The sequence below is a fragment of the Agromyces excoecariae genome, assembly GCF_051715505.1.
In the GTDB taxonomy this organism is placed as follows: Bacteria; Actinomycetota; Actinomycetes; order Actinomycetales; family Microbacteriaceae; genus Agromyces.
The window spans coordinates 1-21,409 of sequence record NZ_JBPSLA010000008.1; the positions used below are offsets into that span (position 1 = coordinate 1).

A 21,409-nucleotide genomic window follows, 5' to 3' on the forward strand; every position below is an offset into this window, starting at 1 on the left:
GGCGCGCGCCCCCCCCCCCGCCCCCCCGCCCCCCCCCCCCCCCCCCCCCCCCCGGGGCGGGGGCCCCCCCCCCCCCCCCCCCCACTTCTCGCGTTTCCCCACTGGGGAGGGGGCTCCCAGCGGGAAGCCGGGTGGGGCGGGAGACTCACGGCCCGCCCCACTCGGCGTCGGAAGGAACTCCTACTTCACGGCGAAGGATGCCGCGGCGTCCGCGTCGACCGAGCCGCCGACGGTCACCTGGTAGGTGCCGGCAGCGGTCGCCCAGCCGCCGGCCGCGGTGTCCCAGTATTCGAGCAGGTGCAGGTCGGCGAGGTCCTCGGCCGTCAGGGTCACCTGCACGTTGCGGTGCTCGCCGGGCTCGAGGCTCACGCGCTCCCAGCCGATGAGGCGCTTCGAGGGCTCACCGGTCGAGCTCGGCAGCTCGAGGTAGACCTGCGCGACTTCGGTGCCCGCGACGTCACCGGTGTTGGTGAGGCGGAACCGCACGCGGATCTCCGTGTCGCCCGAGGTCGACTTCGGCGTGACACTGACCTTGTCGTAGGCGAACTCGGTGTAGCTGAGGCCGTGTCCGAACTCGAACAGCGGCTCGATGCCCTCGGCCTCGTACCAGCGGTAGCCGACCTTCAGGCCCTCGCTGTAGTCGACCTGGAGGGTGCCCTCGGCGTCGGCGATGCCGGGGTACTGGGCCTCGGACTGGGCGGTGGGCGTGTCCTCGACGGACACCGGGAACGTCATCGGGAGCTTGCCCGAGGGGTTCACGTCGCCGTAGACGAGCTCGGCGAGCGCCGGGCCGAACTGCTCGCCCGAGTGCCAGGCGTGGAACACGGCGTCGACGTCGTCGATCCACGGCATCTCGACCGCCGAGCCCGCGTTGAGCACGGCGACCGTCTTCGGCGCCGAGGCGGCCACCGCCTCGATCAGCTCGTCGCCGTTGCCGTCGAGTCGCAGGTCGGGCAGGTCCTCGGTCTCGCCCATGGTGTAGTGACCGAACACGATGGCGACGTCGGCCGCCGCCGCGACATCCGCTGCCTGCGTCGGGTCGGCGCCGTTGTCGTAGACGACGGATCCGCCGGCGTCGCCGACGCGCTCGGTGAGCGCGGTGAGCGGGTCCACCATCGCGTTGCAGTTCAGCGCCTGATTTCCGGGAGGGCCGAACGGGAAGTCCCACGCGCAGCCGGTCTTGGCGCTCACGCCATCGGTCGGCGTGCTGGACGCGGTCTGGCCGATGACGGCGACGGTGAGGTCGCCATCAGCGAGCGGCAGCACGCCGTCGTTCTTCAGCAGCACGGTGCTCTGCTCGGCGATCTCCTTGGCGAGCGCCTTGTGCTCAGGCGTCGACACGTTCGCGACCGGAGTGGCGGGCACCGGGTGGTCGAAGAGCCCGCCGGCGATGTAGGAGTGCACGACCCGGAAGGCGGCGTCGTCGATCCGCTCCTGGGTGATCTCACCCGCGGCGAGCGCCGCGTCGAGGCGCGCGGGGCTGAACCAGCGCGGCCGGTTGAGCTCCTGGTCGAGGCCCGCGTTGAGCGACGGAGCGGTCGAGTGCACCGACCCGAAGTCGCTCATCACGTAGCCCTCGAACGGGTAGTCCTGCCGCAGGCTCGTGGTCAGCATGTCGTTCTCGCACGCGTACACGCCGTTGACCTGGTTGTACGAGCACATGAGGCTGCCGGGGTCGCTCTCGCGGACGGCGATCTCGTATGGCAGGTCGTAGATCTGCTTGAAGGTGCGCTCGTCCATGTTCGACGAGCTCGACTGGCGGGCCTCCTCCTGTTCGTTCGCGACGTAGTGCTTCAGGTTCGCGATCACGGGCTTATCGGGGTTGCCGTCCTCGAGTCCGCGCACGTTGGCGGCGGCCATGAGGCCGGAGAGCACGGGGTCCTCGCCGAAGTACTCCGAGCCGCGGCCCGAAAGCGGGGTGCGGCCCGAGGCGATGCCCGGTCCGAGGACCACGGCGCTGCGCTTGTCGAACGACTCGCTGCCGTGCGCGATCGCCTTCTCCTCGCCGAGTTCGAGGTTCCAGGTCGCGGCCACCGCAATCGGGCCCGGCCATGCGGTGGTGCCCGCCGAGAGGTAGACGCCGTCAGGTCCGTTGGCGTAGATGACGACGGGGGTGCACGGCAGCTGCGCCGGGTAGACCACGTTGGCCTCGCCCGAGAATGCGGGGTTCCAGGTCGTCCGGGTCGGGTCGTTCGCGGGCTGCTCCACGAGCCAGCGGTACTTCTGGTGCTGGCTGCTCGCGTCGAGCAGCGCGTCCGCTCGCTCTGCCGCGGTCAGCGACGTGTCCATCCACGGCACGGTCGAACAGTCGACCTCCTCCGCCGCCGCCGGTGCGGCGACCGTGAAGAGCGCCGGTACGGCGAGGGCGGATGCCGCGAGCGCCGCGACCACGCCCCTGCGACGTCGAGCGGAGGTCGGGACGGTCACCGCCCCCGGGGATTGATTCGTTTCACGATCACGCGCGTGTCGTGGGGTGATGGGCAACTTCATGGTGGGAATTCCTCTTCCTCGAGGTATCGATCCGTAGATCGATCTACACTTTGTTGACCGTTCTACACTCGCAAGCACCACAGTCGAATGTCAAGGGGATTACGGAATCCGGACGATGCCGCAGCGCCGGGCACGCCAGGCCGAGGAGAAGGCCCCGGGCCACGGCATCGCGAGGTCGGCGTACTCGCCGCCGGTCCAGATCAGCATCATCCGTTCGGCGACCCGCGCTCGGTCTGCAGCACCGATGCCAGGTCGGTGGGGCCCATGATCGACGAATTACGCCCTCGCTGTCGTGCTTCGCGGGATGCATCGCCGGCGTCTGCTCGCGAGGTCGAGCTTCGACGTCGCGGTGGACCGACGTGGGAATGCTAAGGACGCCGGAACGACAGCCCCTCCAGTGCCACCGCATCCTCCATCGGGTCCCGCGGATCATCCATGTCGGCCACGACGGGGTGGTGGGGCTCGGTGGCCGGTGTCGCCGGCTGCGGCGCCCGTGGTTCCGTCGAGGGAGCGGTCACCAGGTGAGACCTTCGCGATTACGGGTGGTGGACACGCTACGGCGACCGCAGGTCCAAGCCGCGGGCCACGCCTCGAGAGCGGCTGGCGCGATCAGCGACGAGTGCACGGATCGCTCGTCGCTCCCTCGCGGAGAGCCTCGGTTTTCCGCGTGAGAGTCGCTGGTCGTTTCCTCACGCGCGAGCGATCAGCGGACATCCGACTCTGCGATCTCCCCACCGCCAGAAACGCGAAAACCCCCGCCTGAGCGGGGTTACTCATTGCTGGGGTACCTGGACTCGAACCAAGAACACTGACGTCGATCTCGCCGTCCCGAGCCCCTGCGCCGAGGGTTGGAATCCCGCGGATCTCCGCGGATCTCGTCGGGTCCAGTGTACGTGCAGGTACGGAGGGATACGGGGCCGATCCTGGTCCCCGGCGCAGTTCTCGGCACATTTCCGGTCATCGCCGCCGGCGGTCGGCGAGGACGTCCCGAGCGAACAGTTCGTACGACTCTCGGGAGTCGCTCAACGCCGGCGAGTCCTCGCCATAAATCTCGTACGCGATCTCCACCAACCGTTCGGAGCTCCTGATGTCGAGGTGCCGGGCGAGGATTCTCAGATCCGCCAGGTCCTGCGCCCGTCCGGCCGCCATCTTCATAGCAACCAGCTCCTCGGCGGTCGCGACCGTGATCGTGCCGCCAGTGTCGGCCACGACGTTCCACGGGGTGCTCGAACCGTTCATCCAGCGCTCCGGCAACCCGTAATCGCGGGCCATCTCAGCGATGACCTCGTCGATCTCGGGGCGCGGCTCGTACGCGGCATCCACGTCGATGGTGACCCGCACCTCAGGATCATCCGGGAACCGGAGCGCCATCGCTGCACCGCCCACGATCCGAACCGAACCACGGATGCCACGCGCGGCCAGGCGCCGCTCCAGCTCCCCGATCAGCTCCTTCGCCCGCGCCGGCGTCAAGACCAGACCGTCGTTCACGCGCGGCTCAACGATCGCTCGTCGATCATGATGTTCAGCTTTCGAAGCCGTTCTGGCGTGCTCTCCTTCGCACGACGCTTGAGCGACGCGTACTGACCGAAGGGATACCACGCCCGAGCGAGCCGAGTCGGCGCAGCCCAACTCGGGCGCGCACGATCCTGCGGGATCGCGTCATCGATGAGCGCTCGAAACAGCTGCTCCCACCGGCGATCACCGATCTCCGACGGCCGACGCTCCAGCGACTCCCGACTGAACCGTTCCGGGTTCTCCGCGATCATCTGCGCGGCGTGCGTCATCAGCCGAAGCGCGAGCTCAGGGCGGTCATCATCGATCGCCTGGTTGATCTTATCGGTCACGTTCGCCGGAGTGAATGGCGCGTACGGATCTGTGGCAACCACGTCCAGTCGAAGGTCCTGCCCCATTGCCGCGAGCGCCCGGCGAAGCGTGTCGAGCTGGATCGTGCCGCGCCGCTCGGACCGCTCCATGTGAGACACCGCACCGACCGTTATCCCCAGACGCTCGGCAAGTTCCGAACCGGTCAGGCCAGCCCGCGAACGCGATGTACGGATCAGATCACCCATGCACCGATTATATCCTCAACTCAAAATCGTGCAGGATGACCATCGGCACCACTGCCTGGCCGGCCCCTCTCGATCGGTGCACACGTTGCACGATCCCTCACGGAATCATGTCTCCGACTCGCCGGGGCACTCGATGCTCCGCGCGGGGCGGTGACGGCGATCTGCCTGGCGCACGGCATCGCTCGAAAGACGTTCTACGCGATTCGGGCACGGCTCAAGATGGAAGGACACCGGCGGCAGCGCCGGAACCGAGGTGGCGGCGGCCGAGGACTCACCCGAACCGTGGAAACACGAAAACCCCCGGATGACCGGGGGTTCTTCACTGCTGGGGTACCTGGACTCGAACCAAGAACAACTGAAGTCGATCTCGGCGATTCGGGGCCGGCCCGCGAGGAGCGGAATTCCGCGGAATTCCGCGGATCTCATGGGCTCTAGTGTACGTGCTGCTACGGAGTCATACGGGCCGAATCTGGCCTCCGAAGGCGTTCTCTGCACGTTTCTGGTCACCTCCGACGACGGTCGACGAGGACGTCGCGGGCGAAGAGTTCGTACGACTCGCGGGGGTCGCCGAGTCGGGCAAGTCCTCGCCGTAGAGGTCGTATGCGATCTCGACGAGCCGTTTCCGGGTGGGTGATGCAGAGGTGGCGGGCCAGGATGCGAAGGTCGGCGAGGTCCTGCGCCCGACCGGCGGCCATCTTCATCGTGACCAGCTCCTCGACGGTCGCGACCGTGATCGTGCCGCCGGTGTCGGCCACCACGTTGCACGGGGTGCTCGCCACAATCATCCATCGATCCGGCAGCCCGAGGTCGTCGGCCATCTCGGCGATCATCCGCCCAGGTGCGGCCCTCCCGAACCGTTCGGGGTGCCCAAGCCGGTCAGCGCGACCTGGCCCTTGTACTCAGAGGTCGAGAGGGAGCGGGCCGCGGCCGCGATGCCGACCGTGATGGGCGAGAACATGCCCTTCAGCTCCGGGTCGGTCTGGAGCAAAGCCGCGGTCTTGTCGAACGAGGTCTGGTCGTCGTCGCCGTAAACGACCTGACGAGCTCACGCATGGCGCGATCGAGGCCTGCCTCCACCATGGCGGGGACGAGCAGAAGCAGACCCGGCTGCTCGAGATGGTCACCGGCGAGTGGGCTGGCACGATGAACCTCCCGGCGCCGCCCGCCGGCTCGGAGGTCTCGCTCACCACGAAGGCCGTCAAGCGCCCCGACGGCACCTACGGCATCACCGGCCAGGAGATCTACATCACATTCGGCGACCACGGCTCCTCGACGCGGCCCGGCGCAGCCGACCCCGACTTCCCTCGAGGCGACGCCATCCCGCGTATCTCAGCCGCTGATCACCTGCGGCACCGACACGGACTTGAGTCCCTCGATGCCGAACTCGAGACCGTAGCCTGAACTCTTGACGCCACCGAACGGGACCTTGGGGTGCAGTCCGCCATGACCGTTGATCCACACCGTGCCGGCCTCCAGGCGCTCGGCGACCCGCATGGCCGCGTCGCGGTCCGACGACCACACTGAGGCGCCGAGGCCTGCGTCGAGGCGGTTGGCGTTCGCGATCGCCTCTTCGATGTCGCTGTAGCGAATGACGGGCAAGGCCGGACCGAACTGTTCCTCGTCGACGATCGGGGTGCCGTCTTCGACGTCCGCGACGATCGTCACCGGGAAGAAGAGTTCGCCGAGTTCTGTCGCCGGTTCGCCACCGGTCACCACACGGGCTCCGCGATCCTTCGCGTCCGCGACCAGACGCGACACGATGTCGAACTGCTGAGGGTTCTGCAGCGGACCGAGCACGTTCCGCTCGTCCAGGCCGACACCCATGGGCGTGTTCTCCGCGAGGTTCTTGAGCGCGTCCAGTACGTCGTCATAGATCGAATCGTGCACGTAGAGGCGCTTGAGGGCGGCGCAGGTCTGGCCGGTGTTGATGAAGGCTCCCCAGAACAGGTCCTGGGCGATCTCGGCGGGGTTCGCGTCAGGGAGGACGATCCCGGCGTCGTTGCCGCCCAACTCCAGCGTGAGGCGGGCGAGGTTGCCCGCGGATGCCTCGACGATCTTGCGGCCGGTGGCCGTCGAGCCGGTGAACATGATCTTCGCGATGTCGGGATGGGACGCCAGCCGTGCACCGACATCGCGGCCACCGGCGACACCGATCAGCACGTCCTCGGGCAACGCCTCGTTCATGACTTCGAGCAACGCCAAGACACTCAAGGGTGTGTACTCGCTCGGCTTCACGACGACCGTGTTCCCCATCCGCAGGGATGGCGCGATCTGCCACATCGCGATCATCAGCGGCCAGTTCCACGGCCCGATCGCGCCGACGACGCCCGCCGCCCGATAGCGCAGGTGGGCGCGGCCCGACTCGTCATCGACGAGCGTCTCCGGTTGCACGGGCGTGGTGGCGGCGTCCCGCAGCCAGGTCGAGCACGCGCCGAGCTCGAAACGCGCGTTCGGCCCGTTCAGCGGCTTGCCTTGCTCTCGCGACAGCAGCTGCGCGAGCTCTTCCGCATTCGCGTCGATCGCGTCGGCTGCCTTGAGCAACAGATCGGCGCGCTTCTCGTGACCCAGCGCCTCCCACTCCGGCTGAGCCGCCTTGGCGCGGGCGATCGCGGCGTCCAGGTCGGCGACGGTGGCCTCCGGCGCGCGGCCGATGGGCTCGCGAGTGGCCGCGTCCAGGATCTCGCGACCTTCTCCGGCCGATGCCTGCACGCGGTCGAGAAGTCTGCTGCTACGGGGTGTGTCGGTCATCTCGGTCTCCTTCATCGTTCAGGGGCGCACCGCGGCGGGTGGATACCCCGTTGTCGTTTCCGTGCGCCTCCAGCGCTGGTCGCCGTGTGCGCGACTTCGGTCATGAGCCCGTTCCGTCGGGCTGCCGCTTCCTTTCGATCAGTTCACGATTCGCTCGCATCCCGTCGGGTGGCAGGCATGAGGAAGCGCCACGGAGTCGCATCCGGGTCGAGGGGCATCGGGACTTCGATGACCGCCGGCTCATCGGCGTCGATCGCCCGCCGCAGCGTGTCGCGGAGCTCCGTGGGGCTGTGTGCGCGGTGGCCTCGAGCGCCGAAGGACTCAGCGAGCGCCACGAAATCGGGATTGACGAGGTCTGACCCGAACGGACGGTCATACAGTCGCAGCTGGTCGACCTTGACGTTCCCGTACGCGTTGTTGTTGAACACGATCGTGATCACCCCGAGGCCGTACTGCACGGCTGTCGCGAGTTCCTGCACTCCGAAGAGGAAGCCGCCGTCGCCGGTCACGGAGACGACCGGCTTGTCGGGGTTGCCCGCCTTGACGCCGAGTGCCGTGGGGAACCCGAAGCCGAGCGTGCCCTGATGCCCGCTCGTCACGAAGTGCCTCGGCTCGTACACCGGGAACCCGAAGTACGACGCGAAACCGATCTGCGAGATCTCTTCGACGAAGAAGCCGTCTCGGGGAAGCGCCTCGCGGATCGCTCCGAGGTAGTCGAGGTGCGGCTGAAGCTCCTGAACACGGCGAGCCACCTCCGAGCGCAGCTGAGCGAATTCCTCCGCTCGGCTCGGATGGGATTCTCCCGCGAGCAGCTCACCCAAACGCGCTGCGCCCTCGCGAGCGTCGGCCACCAGCCCGAGGGTGGGCGTCAGCCGCACGTGCTGGAGGGGATCGATATCGAGGTTGATCGAGACGAGGTCGTCGGGGCGGTCTGGCCATCGGAACCACGCGAGCTCCTGGCGCGTGCCGATGGCGAGCAGAACGTCGGTTTCCGCCCAACGTTCGAAGCCCTCCGCGCTGGTGAATCCGAGCGGGTGGTCCTGCGGGACGATGCCCCGTCCGCTGCGGAAGGAGACGACCGGTGCCTGCAGCCGTTCCGCCAGGGCGATGATCTCCGTACTCGCGTGTCGCGCCCCACCGCCAACCATGATCAGCGGGTTCTGCGCGTCCGCCAGCAAGGTCGCGGCACGCTCGAAGCCCGCATGGTCCAGCGGCGGCGTCCCCGTCCGGCGAACGTGTGGCGCCTCGACCGGGCCTCGCTGCGCGAGCACGTCCCAAGGCGTGGCGACCACTGCGGGGCCCGGCCGGCCGCTGTTCGCCTGGTAGAAGGCCTCTGCGAGCACCTCGGGCACCTGTGACGGCGTCCCTACGTTCGCCGCCCATTTCGTGAACGACCGCAACGTCTCGAGTTGGTCCGGCATCTCGTGCAGATGCCCGAGCCCGCGGCCCATGTAGATGCTCGGCACCTCGCTCGTCAAGCCCACGAGCGGAGTGGACGCTCCCAGTGCGGTGAGCATGGCCGCCCCCGCGTTGAGGACGCCGGGGCCCGGCACGACCGAGAACACCCCTGTACGGCCGGTGGATTGTGCATACCCGAACGCCATGTAGGCGCAGGCCTGCTCGTGCCGTGCACCGATGGTGCGAATGCGGTCATCCGCCTGAGCAAGCGCGTCGAACAGCGGATACGTCTGCACGCCGGGGATGCCGAAGACCGTGTCCACCCCGTGCGCGATCAATCCGTCGACGATCGCCTCGCCGGCGCTGCGGAAGAACTCCTGGGAATCTGTCATTGCGTGTTACTCCTTGTTCCGGGGATCGGCAGCGCTGTCGACGGGGAACACCTTGCCCGGGTTCAGGATGCCCTGCGGGTCGAAGAGGTCCTTGATCGCGCGTTGCAGTCGGAGTTGACGTTCCCCGAGCTCCGCGCCCAGCCACCGGCTCTTGAGCAGTCCGATACCGTGTTCGCCGCTGAGTGTTCCTCCCACGGCGAGCGCGTACTCGAAGATGTTTCCGGCGGCCTCCCAAACGGATTCCGGCACTGAAGTGGCCCCGCGCTCCAAGACGACGGTGGGGTGCAGGTTCCCGTCGCCGGCGTGGCACGGCGTCGCGATGAAGAGCCCGTAGCGATCGGCGACCTCGTCGATGTGTCGGTACATGTCGGCGATCCGGTCGCGCGGTACGGCGACGTCCTCGACGAGGATCGTGCCTCGGGCCTCGATCGCGAGGAATCCCGAGCGGCGCACGTCGACGAGCGACTGTGCCGCTTCGGGATCGCTGGTGACCTGCACCGTCGACGCGCCGGCGACCTCCAGGAGCGCCGCGATGCGCTCGGACTCCGGTCCGGCGTTCGGGCCGTCCGTCTGGACGAGGAGGAACGCAGCTCCTGCGCTCAGGAAGTCCGTACCGCTGTATTCGGACACCGCAACGAGCATGTTGCGATCCATCAACTCCATGATCGCGGGCCGCTCACCCGCCGCCATCACGGCCGAGGCGGCAGCGGCGGCAGCCGCCGCTTCAGGGAAGTATGCACCGATGGTCGGCACTGCTCCCGAAACGACCGGACGCACCTTCAGCGTGCACTCGGTGATGATCCCGAGGATTCCCTCGGATCCGATCATGAGCGCACACAGGTCGAGCCCGGTCACCCCTTTCACCGTCCTGTGGCCGACCTCCAGGACATCACCGTCCGGCAGCACGACCGTGAGGGCCAGGACCGCGTCTCGGGTGACCCCGTATTTCGCACAGAGCAGCCCGCCCGCGTTCATGGCGATGTTGCCACCGACCGTCGAGATCGCCTTGGATGCTGGGTCGGGCGGCCACCAGAGCCCGTGCTGTTCGAGCACGCGATTCAGATCGCCGTTCATGAGACCCGGCTGCACGACGGCGAGTTGGTTCTCGACCGAGATCTCGAGGATGTCGGTCATGCGGTCTGTGCACAGGACGAGTTGCCCGCGCCCCGCGACGGCCCCGCCCGCGAGCCCTGTGCCGGCTCCCCGTGGCACGATCGGGACGCCGAACCGCGTGGCGATGCGACAGATCTCCTGCACCTCTGCAGTGCTCCGTGGGTGGAGCACCGCCTCGGCGACGCCGTCGCCGCGCGTCCCCGACCTATCGGTCGACATCGCGGTCCTGGCCGCCTCGTCGGTGTCCACCCCGTCCGGGAGCGCCGCACGAAGTGCTTCGAGCATCTCTTCCTGCAAGCCCACAGGCTCTTCTCCATCTTCTTCGGTCACTTCGACCACTCGCAGGCCCGTCTTGCGCCGGCGACCGGTCGGCCAGGCTCCGGCCTGGCCGACCGCGATGCCCGCCCATCCCGCAGCACGCACCGGGAACCCGTCCTTACGGCTGGAAGTACTCCCGTGAGACCTCGAGGAACTGCTGCGTCGTAGCGCCCGCATCCGCCACAGCGGGGGAAGGCATCAGATCGGCCGTTGCCTCCTCGAACGCCGGCAGCCCTTCCGGCGCGGGCGTCTCGGGGCGCACACCGTAGACACCCGTCGTGCTGAGCGCCTCCTGCCCCTCCGGAGTGAAGAGCCAGTTGAAGAACAGCTCCGTTGCGTTCGGGTTCGGCGCATCCTCGAGCACGCAGCTGTAGTGATACTCGATGCGCGCATTCTCGAGCGGGAAGTAGAAGTCGACGGGCAGACCATCATCGATGCTCTGCTTGAACGTCACGTACTGCGTGAACGGATCGAACGCCGCCTCACCGGTCGCGACCGCTTGCGTGGCGAGCGCGGCATTGGTGCGGAAGAGGGACTCGTTGGCCGCGACATCAGCGACCCATTCCTCGTCGATCAGTCCGTCCGACCACATCGCCGCCATCGTGTTCGTCGTCCCGTTGACCGTCGTGGGGTCGTTGAGCACGAACTGCCCGGAGTACGCCGAGTCGGAGAGATCCGTGTACGTCTGGGGCAGGTCTTCTTCGGCGATGAGGTCGGTGTTGTATCCGATGCCGAAGGGGTAGCCCACGAGCGCCCGGTACGTCCCGCCCTCGGCGATGAGGTCGCCGTCCAGGTAATCCTCGGTGAAGGGCTCGTAGGCGGAGCACTGTCCAGCCTTGTTCGCCGCGTTCACCGCGGGCGGGCCCGCGGTCAGGATGGATCCGACGTGCTGTTCGGAAGTGAACTCCTGCTCGAGCCTGGTCGAGAGCTCGGCCCCGAAGATGTACTCCCCGGTGACGGAGATGTCGGGATAGCGCTGCATGAAGGTCTGGTAGGCCGCTCCGTAGAGCTGTTCCCCGGGGCCGTAGGCGACCACCGTGGTCTCACCCGCCTCCTGGGCCGCGGCGTACAGTTCGTCCATCTGCGCCGCGATCTCCTCGCCGCCGAGCGCCTCCGCGCCGGAAGCAACATCGCTCGGCTGCTCATCGGGCGAGTCGCCTCCGGCGGCGCATCCCGTGAGCGCGACGGCGAAGACCGCAACACCTACGGCGACCTTGCCTGTGTGCTTGAGTCTCATCGGATCTCCTCCTGTTTCCTGGTGGTGTGTCTTGCTGGGGTTCAGAGCTCGGCCGCGAGTGAACCGATCGCGACCGATGACGTGGAGGGGCTCGCTTCTCCGGAATAGAGAAGGACCGCCTGTTGGCGCGGCTTGATCGCGACCCGGTCACCCGGACGGATCGTCATCGCGGCCGGGGAGTGCACGTCGACGCGAGCGCGAACCTGCTGCCCGCTCAGGTCGATCAGGAATTCGCGCTGGTCTCCGAGGAAGGTGGCAGCGAGTACCGCCGCCGATGCGTCGGGCTGCGCTTCGATTTCGACGGCGTTGGCACGGAACGCCGCCTGCGCCGATCGGCCCTCGAGAATCGGCTCCATGACGCGCCCCTCGATCACGGAGCCGTCGCCCAGGCGAACGACGCCGCGGGTGCCGGAGACGTCGACGGCCGTGCTCGTGAGGATGTTCTCGAAGCCGACGAAGTCGGCGACGAATGGGTTGACCGGGGCGGAGTACACCTCCTCGGGCGCTCCGACCTGCTGGATTTCGCCGTGGTTCATGACGACGACCCGGTCGCTGAGCGTCATCGCTTCCGTCTGGTCGTGCGTGACGTACATGGATGTGGTTCCGAGCCGGCGATGCAGGAGCTGCAGCTCCGTGCGCATCGTGGATCGGAGTTTCGCATCGAGGTTCGAGAGCGGCTCATCGAAGAGGATCAGCTGCGGGCGTCCGACGATGGCTCGGGCAAGTGCCACACGCTGTTGCTGCCCACCGGAGAGCGTGCCGACGCTGCGCGACGCCACGTGCGCGAGCCCCACGCGCTCCAGCGCCTCCTTCACGCGGCTCGGCCTCTCGGAACGCGGGACGCCGGCCGTCCGCAGCGGGTAGGCCACGTTGCCGAAGACGGTCATGTGCGGCCAGAGCGCGTAACTCTGGAACACCATGCCGAGTTTGCGCTTGTCGGGCGGAACGAAGGTGCCGTCGCCGGAGACCACCCTGTCGCCGAGGCGGATCTCGCCCCGGTTCGCGCGCTCGAGACCGGCCACGCAGCGCAAGGTCGTGGTCTTGCCGCAGCCCGAGGGCCCGAGCAGCGTGACGAACTCACCTTCCTCGACGGTCAGGTCCAGCCCGGGGAGGATCGTGGCGTCCCCGTAGGACTTCTGCAGATTGCTGATGTTGACGGAAACCACTGCGGTTCACCTTCCTTGGGAGTGCGCGAGAGCCCGCGACGAACGCTCGGTGCGCACTTCGGGCGTCTCGGCTGCAGACGCGGAAGCCTGCTCGATGAGAGATGCGGCGCTGAATCGCCTGCGTCGGTCCATGAGTCGCCCGCCGACCCACATGAGCAGGGCACCGATCAGCCCGACCACGATTCCGGTTCCGATCACCAGGCAGAACAGGGCGGCAGCCGTGGTGCCCTGCCCGTTGCCCCAATATTGATAGACGGACACCGCCATCACGCGGTTGGTCGGAAGGGACAGCAGGATCGGCACCTCGAGGTTGCCGACGATGTGGATCGCTGAGATGAACCACGCCGCGAGCACGGCCGGGGCCATGAGCCGGAGCACGATCCCGACGGCGACTCTCGTCGCGCCCGCACCGAAGACCCGACCGGACTCCTCGAGTTCTCGCCCGATCTGCGCGATTGCTCCGTCGATCGCACGTCCGGCCAATGGTGTCGAGGCAATGACGAGTCCGAGCAAGACGATCCAGATCGTCCCGAACATCCCGCGCAGTGGGACGATGACGATGAACGTCCATACCAGGCCGAGTCCGAGCAGCACCCCGTTCGCCGCCCACGGCAGCCAGGTCGCGAGGTCCAAGGTCCGGCGCATGGCGGCCACGCCGTATCGGCCGATGAGTGCCAGCACGAACGCCACCACCACGGCGAGCGCTCCGCCGACGACGGCGACCAGGACCGTGTTGGCCAGTGATGACCGGATCTGCGGATCTTCGAGCACGCGGGTGTAGTTGGCGAGACTCAGCGTTCCCGCGCCGAAGATCGGTTGCAGGGACGCGACGACCATCTGCGCCGCAGGCAGCAGGAGCACGACGATGGTGAAGACCGCGAACGCGATGGTGCTCGCCGCGATGGACAGCTTGGTGGGCTCGGGGGCGTATCCGGTGGCCTTTCCTCCGACGGTCGTGAAACTCCGACGGTCCAGGACCAGCCACCGGAACGCGACGAGGGCGAGCACGATGGCGATCAGCACCATCGCGAGCGAACTTGCGACCGCATAGTCGGGCGGGCTGCTGTCGGCGAGTGCGGTGTAGATCTGCGTCGAGAAGACGGTGAACCCGTCGGGACGCCCGAGGATCAGCGGGATGTCGAATGCGGTCACCCCGATGATGAACGCGATGAGGAATCCGCCCAGGAGCGCCGGCGCCAGAGCCGGGATGGTGACGGTGACTGCGACGCGCAACCTGCCGGCACCGGACACCACCGCCGCCTCCTGCTGCCGCCGGTCCATCGCGCGGAACGGGCCCAAGAGGATGAAGAAGACCAGCGTGGACACCTTGAGTCCGAGGAAGATCGCGGTGCCCCACGCACCACCGACGCTGAGGCCCGGGATGCCCCAGAGATCCCACAGCACACCATTGATCAGCCCGAGCCGTGGGGCTCCGAGCAGATCCCACGAGAGGGCGAAGAACAGCGGGGGCATGGCGAGAGCGACGACCATCACGGGGACGACCAACCGAGCGACCGGGGCCCGGGAGGCGGCGATGGCGGCCATGGTTCCCCCGACCACGGTGGCGATGATTCCGACCATCATCGCCAGCCAGAGAGACTGGCCGAGCGCACGCCAGGTGTACGGGTCACCGAACGCCTGCCCGAAGCCGGCCAGAGTCCAGGATCCGGGCTGGCCGGGCGGAGCATCCCGGAAGGCGCCGACGACGAGCATCAGGACGGGCACGAAGTAGAAGAGGATGACGACGAGGAGCGCCACCCAACCGAGCAGACGCCCAGGCGTCAGGAACGAGCGGAGCTTCTTCATCGCACACCCCTCGGAATCTCGATGACGTCGAGGTCGTCAGGTACTAGGAACTCCTTGACGCCGCCGTTCCCCGCACTGCGCCACTCCTCCGACGGCTTGGCGCCAGGCACGAGATGGTGGATCGCGAGCGCCCCGACGTCGGCACGCTCCGCGATCTGAAGGGCTTCACGGACGCTCGTGTGCGAACGTCGGTGGTGATCCACGGAGGCCGCAGCGAACTCTGCGGGGTGGCCGCGGTAGAGCGAATCGACCCAGTCGAAGTCGATGGCCTCGTGCAGCAGGAGGTCGCTGCCCCTCGCGAGGCGCACGACGTTGTCGCAGGGGGCCGTGTCACCGGAGATGGTCACGGATCCATATCGGGACTCGAATCGGAACGCGAACGCCGGCGTCATCGGGGCGTGCGCGACGAGGATGGCGCTGACCTGCACCCATTCGTCCTCGAAGACCACGAGCGGTTCCATGTCCGGAAACGGGTCGTCGTTGGGGTGATACCCGGAGTCGGTGGGCACTTCGATCTCACGAGGATCGAACAGGCTCTCCGGGCTCGGCCGGAGCGCATTGAGCACGCGGTCGTTGACATCGGTCGCGAAGGCCTCGATGATCCGCTGCACCATCACCTTGGTACCGGGCGTGGGGCAGTCCGCCGCGACCGGGGTCGGGGCAACCGTTGCTCGAGGCGATACCGGAGGAAGGACCCCGCGGTCACCCGGGCCGATCACGGGAACCCGGCGATCGAGTCCCGTCAGGACGATCGAACCGAACAGGAGAATCGACGGCAGGTCGATGACATGGTCTGAGTGCAGGTGCGTGAGGAAGATCCCGCGAAGGTTGGAGAGGTCACGGCCCGACATCATCAGCTGGCGGCCGACTCCGAGTCCGGTGTCGACGAGGTAGAGCGCGTCGTCGACCTCGATCGCGGTGGCGATGCCGGCGCGACGCCCCTGCTCGGGGCCGGACCACCACCTCGGCCCACCCGCGGTGCCCAAGGTGATCACGCGCATTCCCACTGGCATCTCCACATCGTCGTGTCGGTAACTGGGTTCGAGTCTTCCGGGTGGTACTTGATGTGTAAAACTGGAATATGTTCCGATCTACAAAGGCTCTACCGTGGTAGTGCCGTTCACGCTCCGCCAGTTGGAGTACTTCGCGGCCACCGCCGAGCTGGGGTCGTTCCGTGCAGCCGCGGCCGAGTGTCGCGTGACGGAGACCGCATTGGCGCAGAGCGTCACCGACCTGGAGAAGTCGCTCGGCCAGACGCTCTTCATCAGGCAGCGTTCCCGCGGAGTGACTCCGACATCCGAAGGACGGGCCCTGCTCGTGCTCGCGCGCTCGCTGCTGGACCATGCGACCGAGGTGTCCGTCGCCGCAGACGAACTGCGCTCCGAGCTCTCGGGGCCATTGCGCATCGGCTGCTACAGCACGCTCTCGCCGTTCATCGTTCCGTCGATCATCGACGACTTCGCCATGCCGCATCCACGGCTCGACGTCACGGTCGTCGAGGGGGACCCGTACGACCTCCAGGGTCGGCTGGTCGAAGGCAAGCTCGACTGCGTACTGCTTCAGCGACGACAGGCCATCCGAGGCGTCGAGACGAGACCGCTGCGAACCGGCGAGCCGAAGGTGATTCTCTCGGCGGATCATCGGCTCGCTCGAAACAAGTCGATCTCCCTGCGCGATCTCGCAGACGAACCGATGGTCCTCCTCGATCTGCCGGCCGTCCGTGAGACCCTCCTTCCGATGCTCGCCGAAGTGGGGATCGAACCCCGGATCGGGTGGCGGACCACCGTCTTCGAGACCGTGCGCTCGCTGGTCGCCAGGAATCTCGGATGGGCGCTTCTCATCCATCGGCCTCCGATCGAGCTCAGCTACGAGAACCGCCCCCTCGTGACCCTCCGGATCGCCGAGCCCATCGCATCGAGCGATGTCTCCCTGGGGATTCTGCGAGACCGCCGGATGAATGCCCGGCTGCTCGCATTCGAGCAGCACTGTGTCGAGCATTTCCGACGACTCGACGGCATCAAGCCGGCGTGACACGTCGCTGAGCCCCCGGTCTCGCCGGCGGCGTGCGGCATCGAAGTATTCGGCCCGCGCATGGGACCGCCTCGATTCGCGCATTGGATGTATCGCCGAGCATGACGCAGTGTGATGACGGAGATGTGGAGGAGAGCCCGGGAACGCTGGATCGTGGGACCCGCTCCGAAGCGAGCGCACTGTTCCCGTTCCCGCCCGGATCTCGCTCTCGAGCGCACCTCGACTCGGCGACACCGAGTCGTCGAGAACACCGATGGGAGCACACCCAATGGAGGGAAACCCACGCATGAAGAAACGCCTCACCACCGGCGCTCTAGCCATCGCAGCGGCATGCACGATCGCGCTTCCTGCGGCCGTGGCGCACGCTGACCCGAGCGGAGGTGCCGCGAACGGCCTCCTGCCGGCCCCGCCGATCTTCGAGCCGTCTGCGGAGCCGATCCCGGCGGACGCCACCGAGTACGAACGTCAGTTCGCGCTCGCGGAGATCGGCCTGGCCGCCGCAGGCGGCGAAGGCATCCACTATCCGAACTGGTGCTTCAACACGCAGCGCCCCCCGGAGCTCAGCGATCGGAGTGAACTCGGTCCCGCGTGGCTCATGGACGACGCCGCGTACGTCGGGATGGTGACCGTCGGCCAGACGGTGCTGCAGACCGCCGACGGAGGGTATGTCCTCTTCGACACCATGTACAACGAGGGTGACGTCGAGAACTTGACCAAGCCAGGACTCGTCGAGCTCGGCCTCGACCCTGCCGAACTGCGCGCGGTCTTCGTCACGCATGGTCACGGTGACCACGATGGTGCCGCAGCAGATCTGCAGGACGAGTTCGGCGTGCCGGTCTACATCGGCTCTGCCGACGCGGGGGGCAAGAGCTATTCGCCGACCCTGATCGACTCCGATGAGCTGGATCCGGTGGACATCACGGTCGGCGGCACGACGATCACCGCGCTGTCCTCGCCTGGCCACACCCCGGGAACCGTCAGCTACATCCTCCCGACCACCTACGGCGGAGCATCGCACCCGCTCGCGCTGTGGGGTGGATCGGGACTGCCCGCGGGGGCGTCACTGCAGAACGCGCTCGACTATATGGAGTCGGCCGGTCGCATGTGGGAGCTCATCTGGGCGACCGGCGCTGACTCGAGCATCAACTCGCACACCTTCTTCGACCAGTCGAAGGATCGCATCCTCGAGATCATCGCCAACGGTGGTATCGAGGACTCGAACCCGATGATCCAGGGCAACGACACGGTGCTCCAGTCGTTCTACGTGCTCCGCCAGTGCGCCGCCTCGCAGGTCGCAGCGCGAGACGAAGCGGCGAGCAACCCCATCTGGCGCATGACGGACACCGACGTCTACGCAGCCGAGTTCGTGAACGCCAAGGCGCAGGGCAGCGCCTCGCTGGTGGCGGTCGGCGCCCGGCTCTCGAATGCCTTCGAGGTGCTCGAGGGCCAGGAGATCACCTTCACCGCCGACGGTGCGTCGTGCACCAGCACGACGGACGCGGACGGCGTGGCGAAGTGCATGCTGAATATCCCGGCGACAGCTGAGGTCACGATCGAAGCCGCGTACGGTGGGCAGACGACCGCGGGCGGCGACGAGGTGGACCTGCCGAGCAAGGGCAGCATCACCATCGCTCGCTGATCGCGCGAGTCAGGCGGGGGCGTGCTTCTGCACGCCCCCGCTCTGTGCGTAGCCGCTTGCCTCGGCGACGAAGGCGGACGCGGCAGGAGTCAGTTCGTCCCCTCGTGTCAAGAGTGACACCTCGCGGTGGAGGGCGGGCGTGAGCGGCAGGACGACCGCTCCATGCCGTTCGGCGTATCGGGCCTGAGGTTCGGGCAACAGCGTCGCGCCCGCATGAGCCAGCACGAGATGCTCCATCGGGTCGCGTCGGGTGACTTCCACGGATATCCGAGGCGTGCTGCCTCGGTCCCTCAGGTGATCCTCCACGAGCTGACGCGCGGGCGTTCCCGTTGGGCCGAGGATCAGGTCGTGATCCGTGAGCTCGTCCAGGGACAGGTCGGTGCCGGACGGCGTCGACCCGGGAGGAAGCACGCCCATCAGCCGTTGTCGGTCGATCACCTCGGATCCCAGGGGCCAGCCGTCCGTCGGCAGATCGGTGAAGCCGATCTCGCAGTCGCCGGTCAGCACGCGTTGGCGTACGTCCCGATCCTCCTGAGGCTGCACCAGTCGAACAGAGACTCCCGGATGCCGACCGCGCAGGCGCCCGATGATCGGCGCGACAGGTTCGATGACGAGCGTCGAAAGACAGGCGACGTCAAGCCGCCCAGTCCGAAGTCCCGTGACGCCCTGCACGGACGCCAGTCCCGCCTGCATGTCCCGGCGAAGCTTTCGAGCGACGGGTACCAGCGCCTCGCCGGCTGGTGTCAGGCGCACCCCGCGCGCCACCCTGAGGAACAGGAGCGCGTCCAGGTCGTTCTCGAGCTGATGCACCGATCGGGACAGCGCCGGCTGACTCACGTAGAGCGCGGAAGCGGCCGCGGTGAAGCTCCCGTGGTCGGCGACCGCCAGGAAGTAGTCGAGGTGCTTCATCTCCATGCGAACTCGCGATGCACTGGACCCATGACTGAGGAGATCGACTCGATGTCGCCCGGGCGCCGCGCGGTTCCACGACGCAGGGAACGCCGGCGGCGGCGCAGCTGGATGCAGCCGCGGTCTGACGTGGGATGCGGAATCGGCGCACCGGAAGGGACGCACAGCCTTGAGTCACGTGCCCGCGTTCCCACTGGTGCTCCACATCGTCGTGTGTCGTTGCGACCCCCTGTAGTTTTCCCTGTGGTACATCCCATACAAAACTGGAATAACTTCATATGTACCGAAGGTCTTCCGAGGTAAGACCCTGGGGGGACCCATCGCGTGAAGACGCAGCTCGGCAGGGGATACAGAGCGGGAACGCTCGAATCGTTGCCCATGGATCCCGACACGCCGCCAGCGACGCGTTCGCGCATGGACCGCATCCGCTTCGAGAAGACGCGACGCCCCGGTCCCCGGCAGCACGCCGCCAAGGACCGGGGCGCTTCGCTCCGACTGCAGCACTCCATCCTGCTTAAGATCCCGTAGGAGCGACCTGCCTCCCCTGCGCTTGAGCGTCCGTGAGCACCCTGGCCCGAATCGCAGTGGTTTGGAGCGCCCGGCGGGGCGAGGCCGGCCGGGCGCCCGAGCCAATCCCTAGGTCCTCGCGGCAGCGACCTGCCCCTCGAGCACATAGCCCTCCTCGCCGTGCTCTGCGAGGTCGATGCCGGCGACCTCGTCCTCGTTCTTCACGCGGAACCCCATCAGCTTCTCGATGGCGAAGCCGATGACGAGCGTGAGGACGAACGAGTAGGCGAGCACCGAGAAGGCCGCCATCGCCTGCACGACGAGCTGGGTGCCGTCCCCGCCCATGAACAGGCCGGTGCCGTTGGCGAAGAAGCCGAGGTAGAGAGTTCCGATGAGTCCGCCGACGAGGTGGATCCCGACGACGTCGAGCGAGTCGTCGAAGCCGAGCTTGAACTTGAGGTCGATCGCGAGCGCGCAGACCCCGCCGGCCACCAGGCCGAGGACGATCGCCCAGACCGGGGTGAGCGCCGCGCATGCAGGCGTGATCGCGACGAGGCCGGCGACCGCGCCCGATGCGGCGCCGATCGAAGTGGGCTTGCCGTCCTTGATCCTCTCGACGACGAGCCAGGCGAGGAGCGCGGCGGCGGGTGCCGCGAGCGTGTTGACGAATGCCATGGCGGCTGTGCCGTCGGCGGCGAGCTCCGAGCCGGCGTTGAATCCGAACCAGCCGAACCAGAGGAGCCCGGCTCCGAGGAGCACGTACGGCGGGTTGTGCGGGATGTGGGCGCCCTTGCCGAATCCGACGCGGCGGCCGAGCACCAGGGCGAGCGCGAGCGCTGCTGCGCCGGAGTTGATGTGCACCGCCGTGCCCCCGGCGAAGTCGATCACGCCGACGCCGAACGCCTCCTGCAGGCCGTAGGTGATCCAGCCGCCATATGCGAAGGAGCCGTCGTCAGCGACGCCGAAGTTGAACACCCAACTCGCCACCGGGAAGTAGACCACGGTCGCCCAGAGGCCGGCGAACACCATCCAGGCCCCGAACTTGGCCCGATCTGCGATGGCGCCGGAGACGAGCGCGACGGTGATGATCGCGAAGGTCGCCTGGAACGCGGCGAAGGCCAGCGGCGGATAGCTCGCATCCTCGGGTATCTCGAGGATGCTCGTGAGCCCGAGTGCCGACCAGTCGATCGACCAGGGGGCGACGAGGCCATCACTGCCGGGGAAGGCGATCGCGTAGCCGTAGAGGACCCAGAGCACGCCGATGAGGCCAGCGGCGCCGAAGGTCATCATCATCATGCTGATGACGCTCTTGGCCTTCACGAGGCCGCCGTAGAAGAACGCGAGCCCGGGGGCCATGAGGAGAACGAGTGCTGCCGACAGCAGCACGAATGTGGTGTTGCCCTGATCCATGGGGATCCTCTCTCGAGTGGTGACTGTCGTGCAACTGATTTTCATGAGAGGGAACCTGAGGCGCGTTTCAGTGCGGTGAAGATCCCGTGACATCCCTGGGCCGGAGATTTACGAGTTCGAAACACTGGCGTGACCTGTTCGCCTCAACCGACTTGTTACTGTCGTTCAACACACTT

15 protein-coding genes and 2 pseudogenes are annotated in these 21,409 nt (G+C 67.5%); 3 read left to right on the plus strand and 14 right to left on the minus strand.

Annotated elements, in window-relative coordinates:
* Nucleotides 1-180: 180 nt before the first annotated feature.
* The 3 genes from ACSJD1_RS08150 to ACSJD1_RS08160 all read right to left on the minus strand — a co-directional run bounded on the left by ACSJD1_RS08150 (nucleotide 181) and on the right by ACSJD1_RS08160 (nucleotide 4,559).
* On the minus strand, nucleotides 181-2,427 hold the full coding sequence (locus ACSJD1_RS08150) for a beta-glucosidase family protein (protein WP_438854814.1): 2,247 nt from the start codon (nucleotides 2,425-2,427) through the stop codon (nucleotides 181-183).
* 1,020 nt (nucleotides 2,428-3,447) lie between these two features.
* Nucleotides 3,448-3,978, minus strand: coding sequence for a DUF6036 family nucleotidyltransferase (locus ACSJD1_RS08155; protein WP_438854815.1), 531 nt, complete (start codon nucleotides 3,976-3,978; stop codon nucleotides 3,448-3,450).
* Nucleotides 3,975-4,559, minus strand: coding sequence for a helix-turn-helix domain-containing protein (locus tag ACSJD1_RS08160; RefSeq protein ID WP_438854816.1), 585 nt, complete (start codon nucleotides 4,557-4,559; stop codon nucleotides 3,975-3,977). Before ACSJD1_RS08160 ends, ACSJD1_RS08155 begins: the two co-directional genes overlap by 4 nt.
* Before the next feature lie 72 nt (nucleotides 4,560-4,631).
* Between ACSJD1_RS08160 and ACSJD1_RS08165 the strand changes: the two are divergent.
* Nucleotides 4,632-4,849, plus strand: a pseudogene (locus ACSJD1_RS08165) (hypothetical protein); the annotation flags it as partial.
* A 213-nt stretch (nucleotides 4,850-5,062) separates the two neighbouring features.
* Here the strand turns inward: ACSJD1_RS08165 and ACSJD1_RS08170 are convergent.
* The 9 genes and pseudogenes from ACSJD1_RS08170 to ACSJD1_RS08210 all read right to left on the minus strand — a co-directional run bounded on the left by ACSJD1_RS08170 (nucleotide 5,063) and on the right by ACSJD1_RS08210 (nucleotide 15,750).
* Nucleotides 5,063-5,377, minus strand: coding sequence for a hypothetical protein (locus ACSJD1_RS08170; RefSeq protein ID WP_438854817.1), 315 nt, complete (start codon nucleotides 5,375-5,377; stop codon nucleotides 5,063-5,065).
* Nucleotides 5,378-5,415: 38 nt separating this feature from the next.
* Nucleotides 5,416-5,598 (minus strand): annotated as a pseudogene (locus tag ACSJD1_RS08175) (rhamnose ABC transporter substrate-binding protein); the annotation flags it as partial.
* 290 nt (nucleotides 5,599-5,888) lie between these two features.
* Nucleotides 5,889-7,307 (minus strand): aldehyde dehydrogenase family protein, encoded by a 1,419-nt coding sequence (locus ACSJD1_RS08180; RefSeq protein ID WP_438854818.1) that lies wholly within the window; start codon nucleotides 7,305-7,307, stop codon nucleotides 5,889-5,891.
* A 143-nt stretch (nucleotides 7,308-7,450) separates the two neighbouring features.
* Nucleotides 7,451-9,097: a thiamine pyrophosphate-dependent enzyme gene (locus ACSJD1_RS08185; RefSeq protein WP_438854819.1), complete on the minus strand. Its 1,647-nt coding sequence runs from the start codon at nucleotides 9,095-9,097 to the stop codon at nucleotides 7,451-7,453.
* Nucleotides 9,098-9,103: 6 nt separating this feature from the next.
* Nucleotides 9,104-10,633: an FAD-binding oxidoreductase gene (locus ACSJD1_RS08190; RefSeq protein WP_438854820.1), complete on the minus strand. Its 1,530-nt coding sequence runs from the start codon at nucleotides 10,631-10,633 to the stop codon at nucleotides 9,104-9,106.
* Between the two features lie 13 nt (nucleotides 10,634-10,646).
* Complete coding sequence (locus ACSJD1_RS08195; protein WP_438854821.1) at nucleotides 10,647-11,765, minus strand: ABC transporter substrate-binding protein; 1,119 nt, start codon at nucleotides 11,763-11,765, stop codon at nucleotides 10,647-10,649.
* A gap of 41 nt (nucleotides 11,766-11,806) precedes the next feature.
* Entirely contained in the window at nucleotides 11,807-12,931 is a 1,125-nt protein-coding gene (locus ACSJD1_RS08200) for an ABC transporter ATP-binding protein (protein WP_438854822.1), read from the minus strand.
* Between the two features lie 6 nt (nucleotides 12,932-12,937).
* Nucleotides 12,938-14,737, minus strand: coding sequence for an ABC transporter permease (locus tag ACSJD1_RS08205; RefSeq protein WP_438854823.1), 1,800 nt, complete (start codon nucleotides 14,735-14,737; stop codon nucleotides 12,938-12,940).
* Complete coding sequence (locus ACSJD1_RS08210; protein WP_438854824.1) at nucleotides 14,734-15,750, minus strand: MBL fold metallo-hydrolase; 1,017 nt, start codon at nucleotides 15,748-15,750, stop codon at nucleotides 14,734-14,736. The genes ACSJD1_RS08205 and ACSJD1_RS08210 overlap by 4 nt, the downstream gene beginning before the upstream one ends.
* Before the next feature lie 94 nt (nucleotides 15,751-15,844).
* Between ACSJD1_RS08210 and ACSJD1_RS08215 the strand changes: the two genes are divergently transcribed.
* On the plus strand, nucleotides 15,845-16,768 hold the full coding sequence (locus ACSJD1_RS08215; protein WP_438854825.1) for a LysR substrate-binding domain-containing protein: 924 nt from the start codon (nucleotides 15,845-15,847) through the stop codon (nucleotides 16,766-16,768).
* Between the two features lie 286 nt (nucleotides 16,769-17,054).
* On the plus strand, nucleotides 17,055-18,407 hold the full coding sequence (locus ACSJD1_RS08220) for an MBL fold metallo-hydrolase (RefSeq protein ID WP_438854826.1): 1,353 nt from the start codon (nucleotides 17,055-17,057) through the stop codon (nucleotides 18,405-18,407).
* A 9-nt stretch (nucleotides 18,408-18,416) separates the two neighbouring features.
* Here ACSJD1_RS08220 and ACSJD1_RS08225 read toward each other — a convergent pair whose 3' ends face one another.
* Complete coding sequence (locus ACSJD1_RS08225; protein ID WP_438854827.1) at nucleotides 18,417-19,322, minus strand: LysR family transcriptional regulator; 906 nt, start codon at nucleotides 19,320-19,322, stop codon at nucleotides 18,417-18,419.
* A 630-nt stretch (nucleotides 19,323-19,952) separates the two neighbouring features.
* On the minus strand, nucleotides 19,953-21,233 hold the full coding sequence (locus ACSJD1_RS08230) for an ammonium transporter (protein ID WP_438854828.1): 1,281 nt from the start codon (nucleotides 21,231-21,233) through the stop codon (nucleotides 19,953-19,955).
* Between the last annotated feature and the right edge of the window lie 176 nt (nucleotides 21,234-21,409).

Excerpts from the sequence above, each read along its gene's own strand:
- ACSJD1_RS08230 (WP_438854828.1), bottom strand. The coding sequence starts at position 21,233 with ATGGATCAGGGCAACACCACATTCGTGCTGCTGTCGGCAGCACTCGTT.
- ACSJD1_RS08195 (WP_438854821.1), bottom strand. The coding sequence starts at position 11,765 with ATGAGACTCAAGCACACAGGCAAGGTCGCCGTAGGTGTTGCGGTCTTC.
- ACSJD1_RS08220 (WP_438854826.1), top strand. The coding sequence starts at position 17,055 with ATGAAGAAACGCCTCACCACCGGCGCTCTAGCCATCGCAGCGGCATGC.
- ACSJD1_RS08225 (WP_438854827.1), bottom strand. The coding sequence starts at position 19,322 with ATGGAGATGAAGCACCTCGACTACTTCCTGGCGGTCGCCGACCACGGG.
- ACSJD1_RS08170 (WP_438854817.1), bottom strand. The coding sequence starts at position 5,377 with ATGGCCGACGACCTCGGGCTGCCGGATCGATGGATGATTGTGGCGAGC.
- ACSJD1_RS08210 (WP_438854824.1), bottom strand. The coding sequence starts at position 15,750 with ATGCCAGTGGGAATGCGCGTGATCACCTTGGGCACCGCGGGTGGGCCG.
- ACSJD1_RS08180 (WP_438854818.1), bottom strand. The coding sequence starts at position 7,307 with ATGACCGACACACCCCGTAGCAGCAGACTTCTCGACCGCGTGCAGGCA.
- ACSJD1_RS08185 (WP_438854819.1), bottom strand. The coding sequence starts at position 9,097 with ATGACAGATTCCCAGGAGTTCTTCCGCAGCGCCGGCGAGGCGATCGTC.
- ACSJD1_RS08160 (WP_438854816.1), bottom strand. The coding sequence starts at position 4,559 with ATGGGTGATCTGATCCGTACATCGCGTTCGCGGGCTGGCCTGACCGGT.
- ACSJD1_RS08205 (WP_438854823.1), bottom strand. The coding sequence starts at position 14,737 with ATGAAGAAGCTCCGCTCGTTCCTGACGCCTGGGCGTCTGCTCGGTTGG.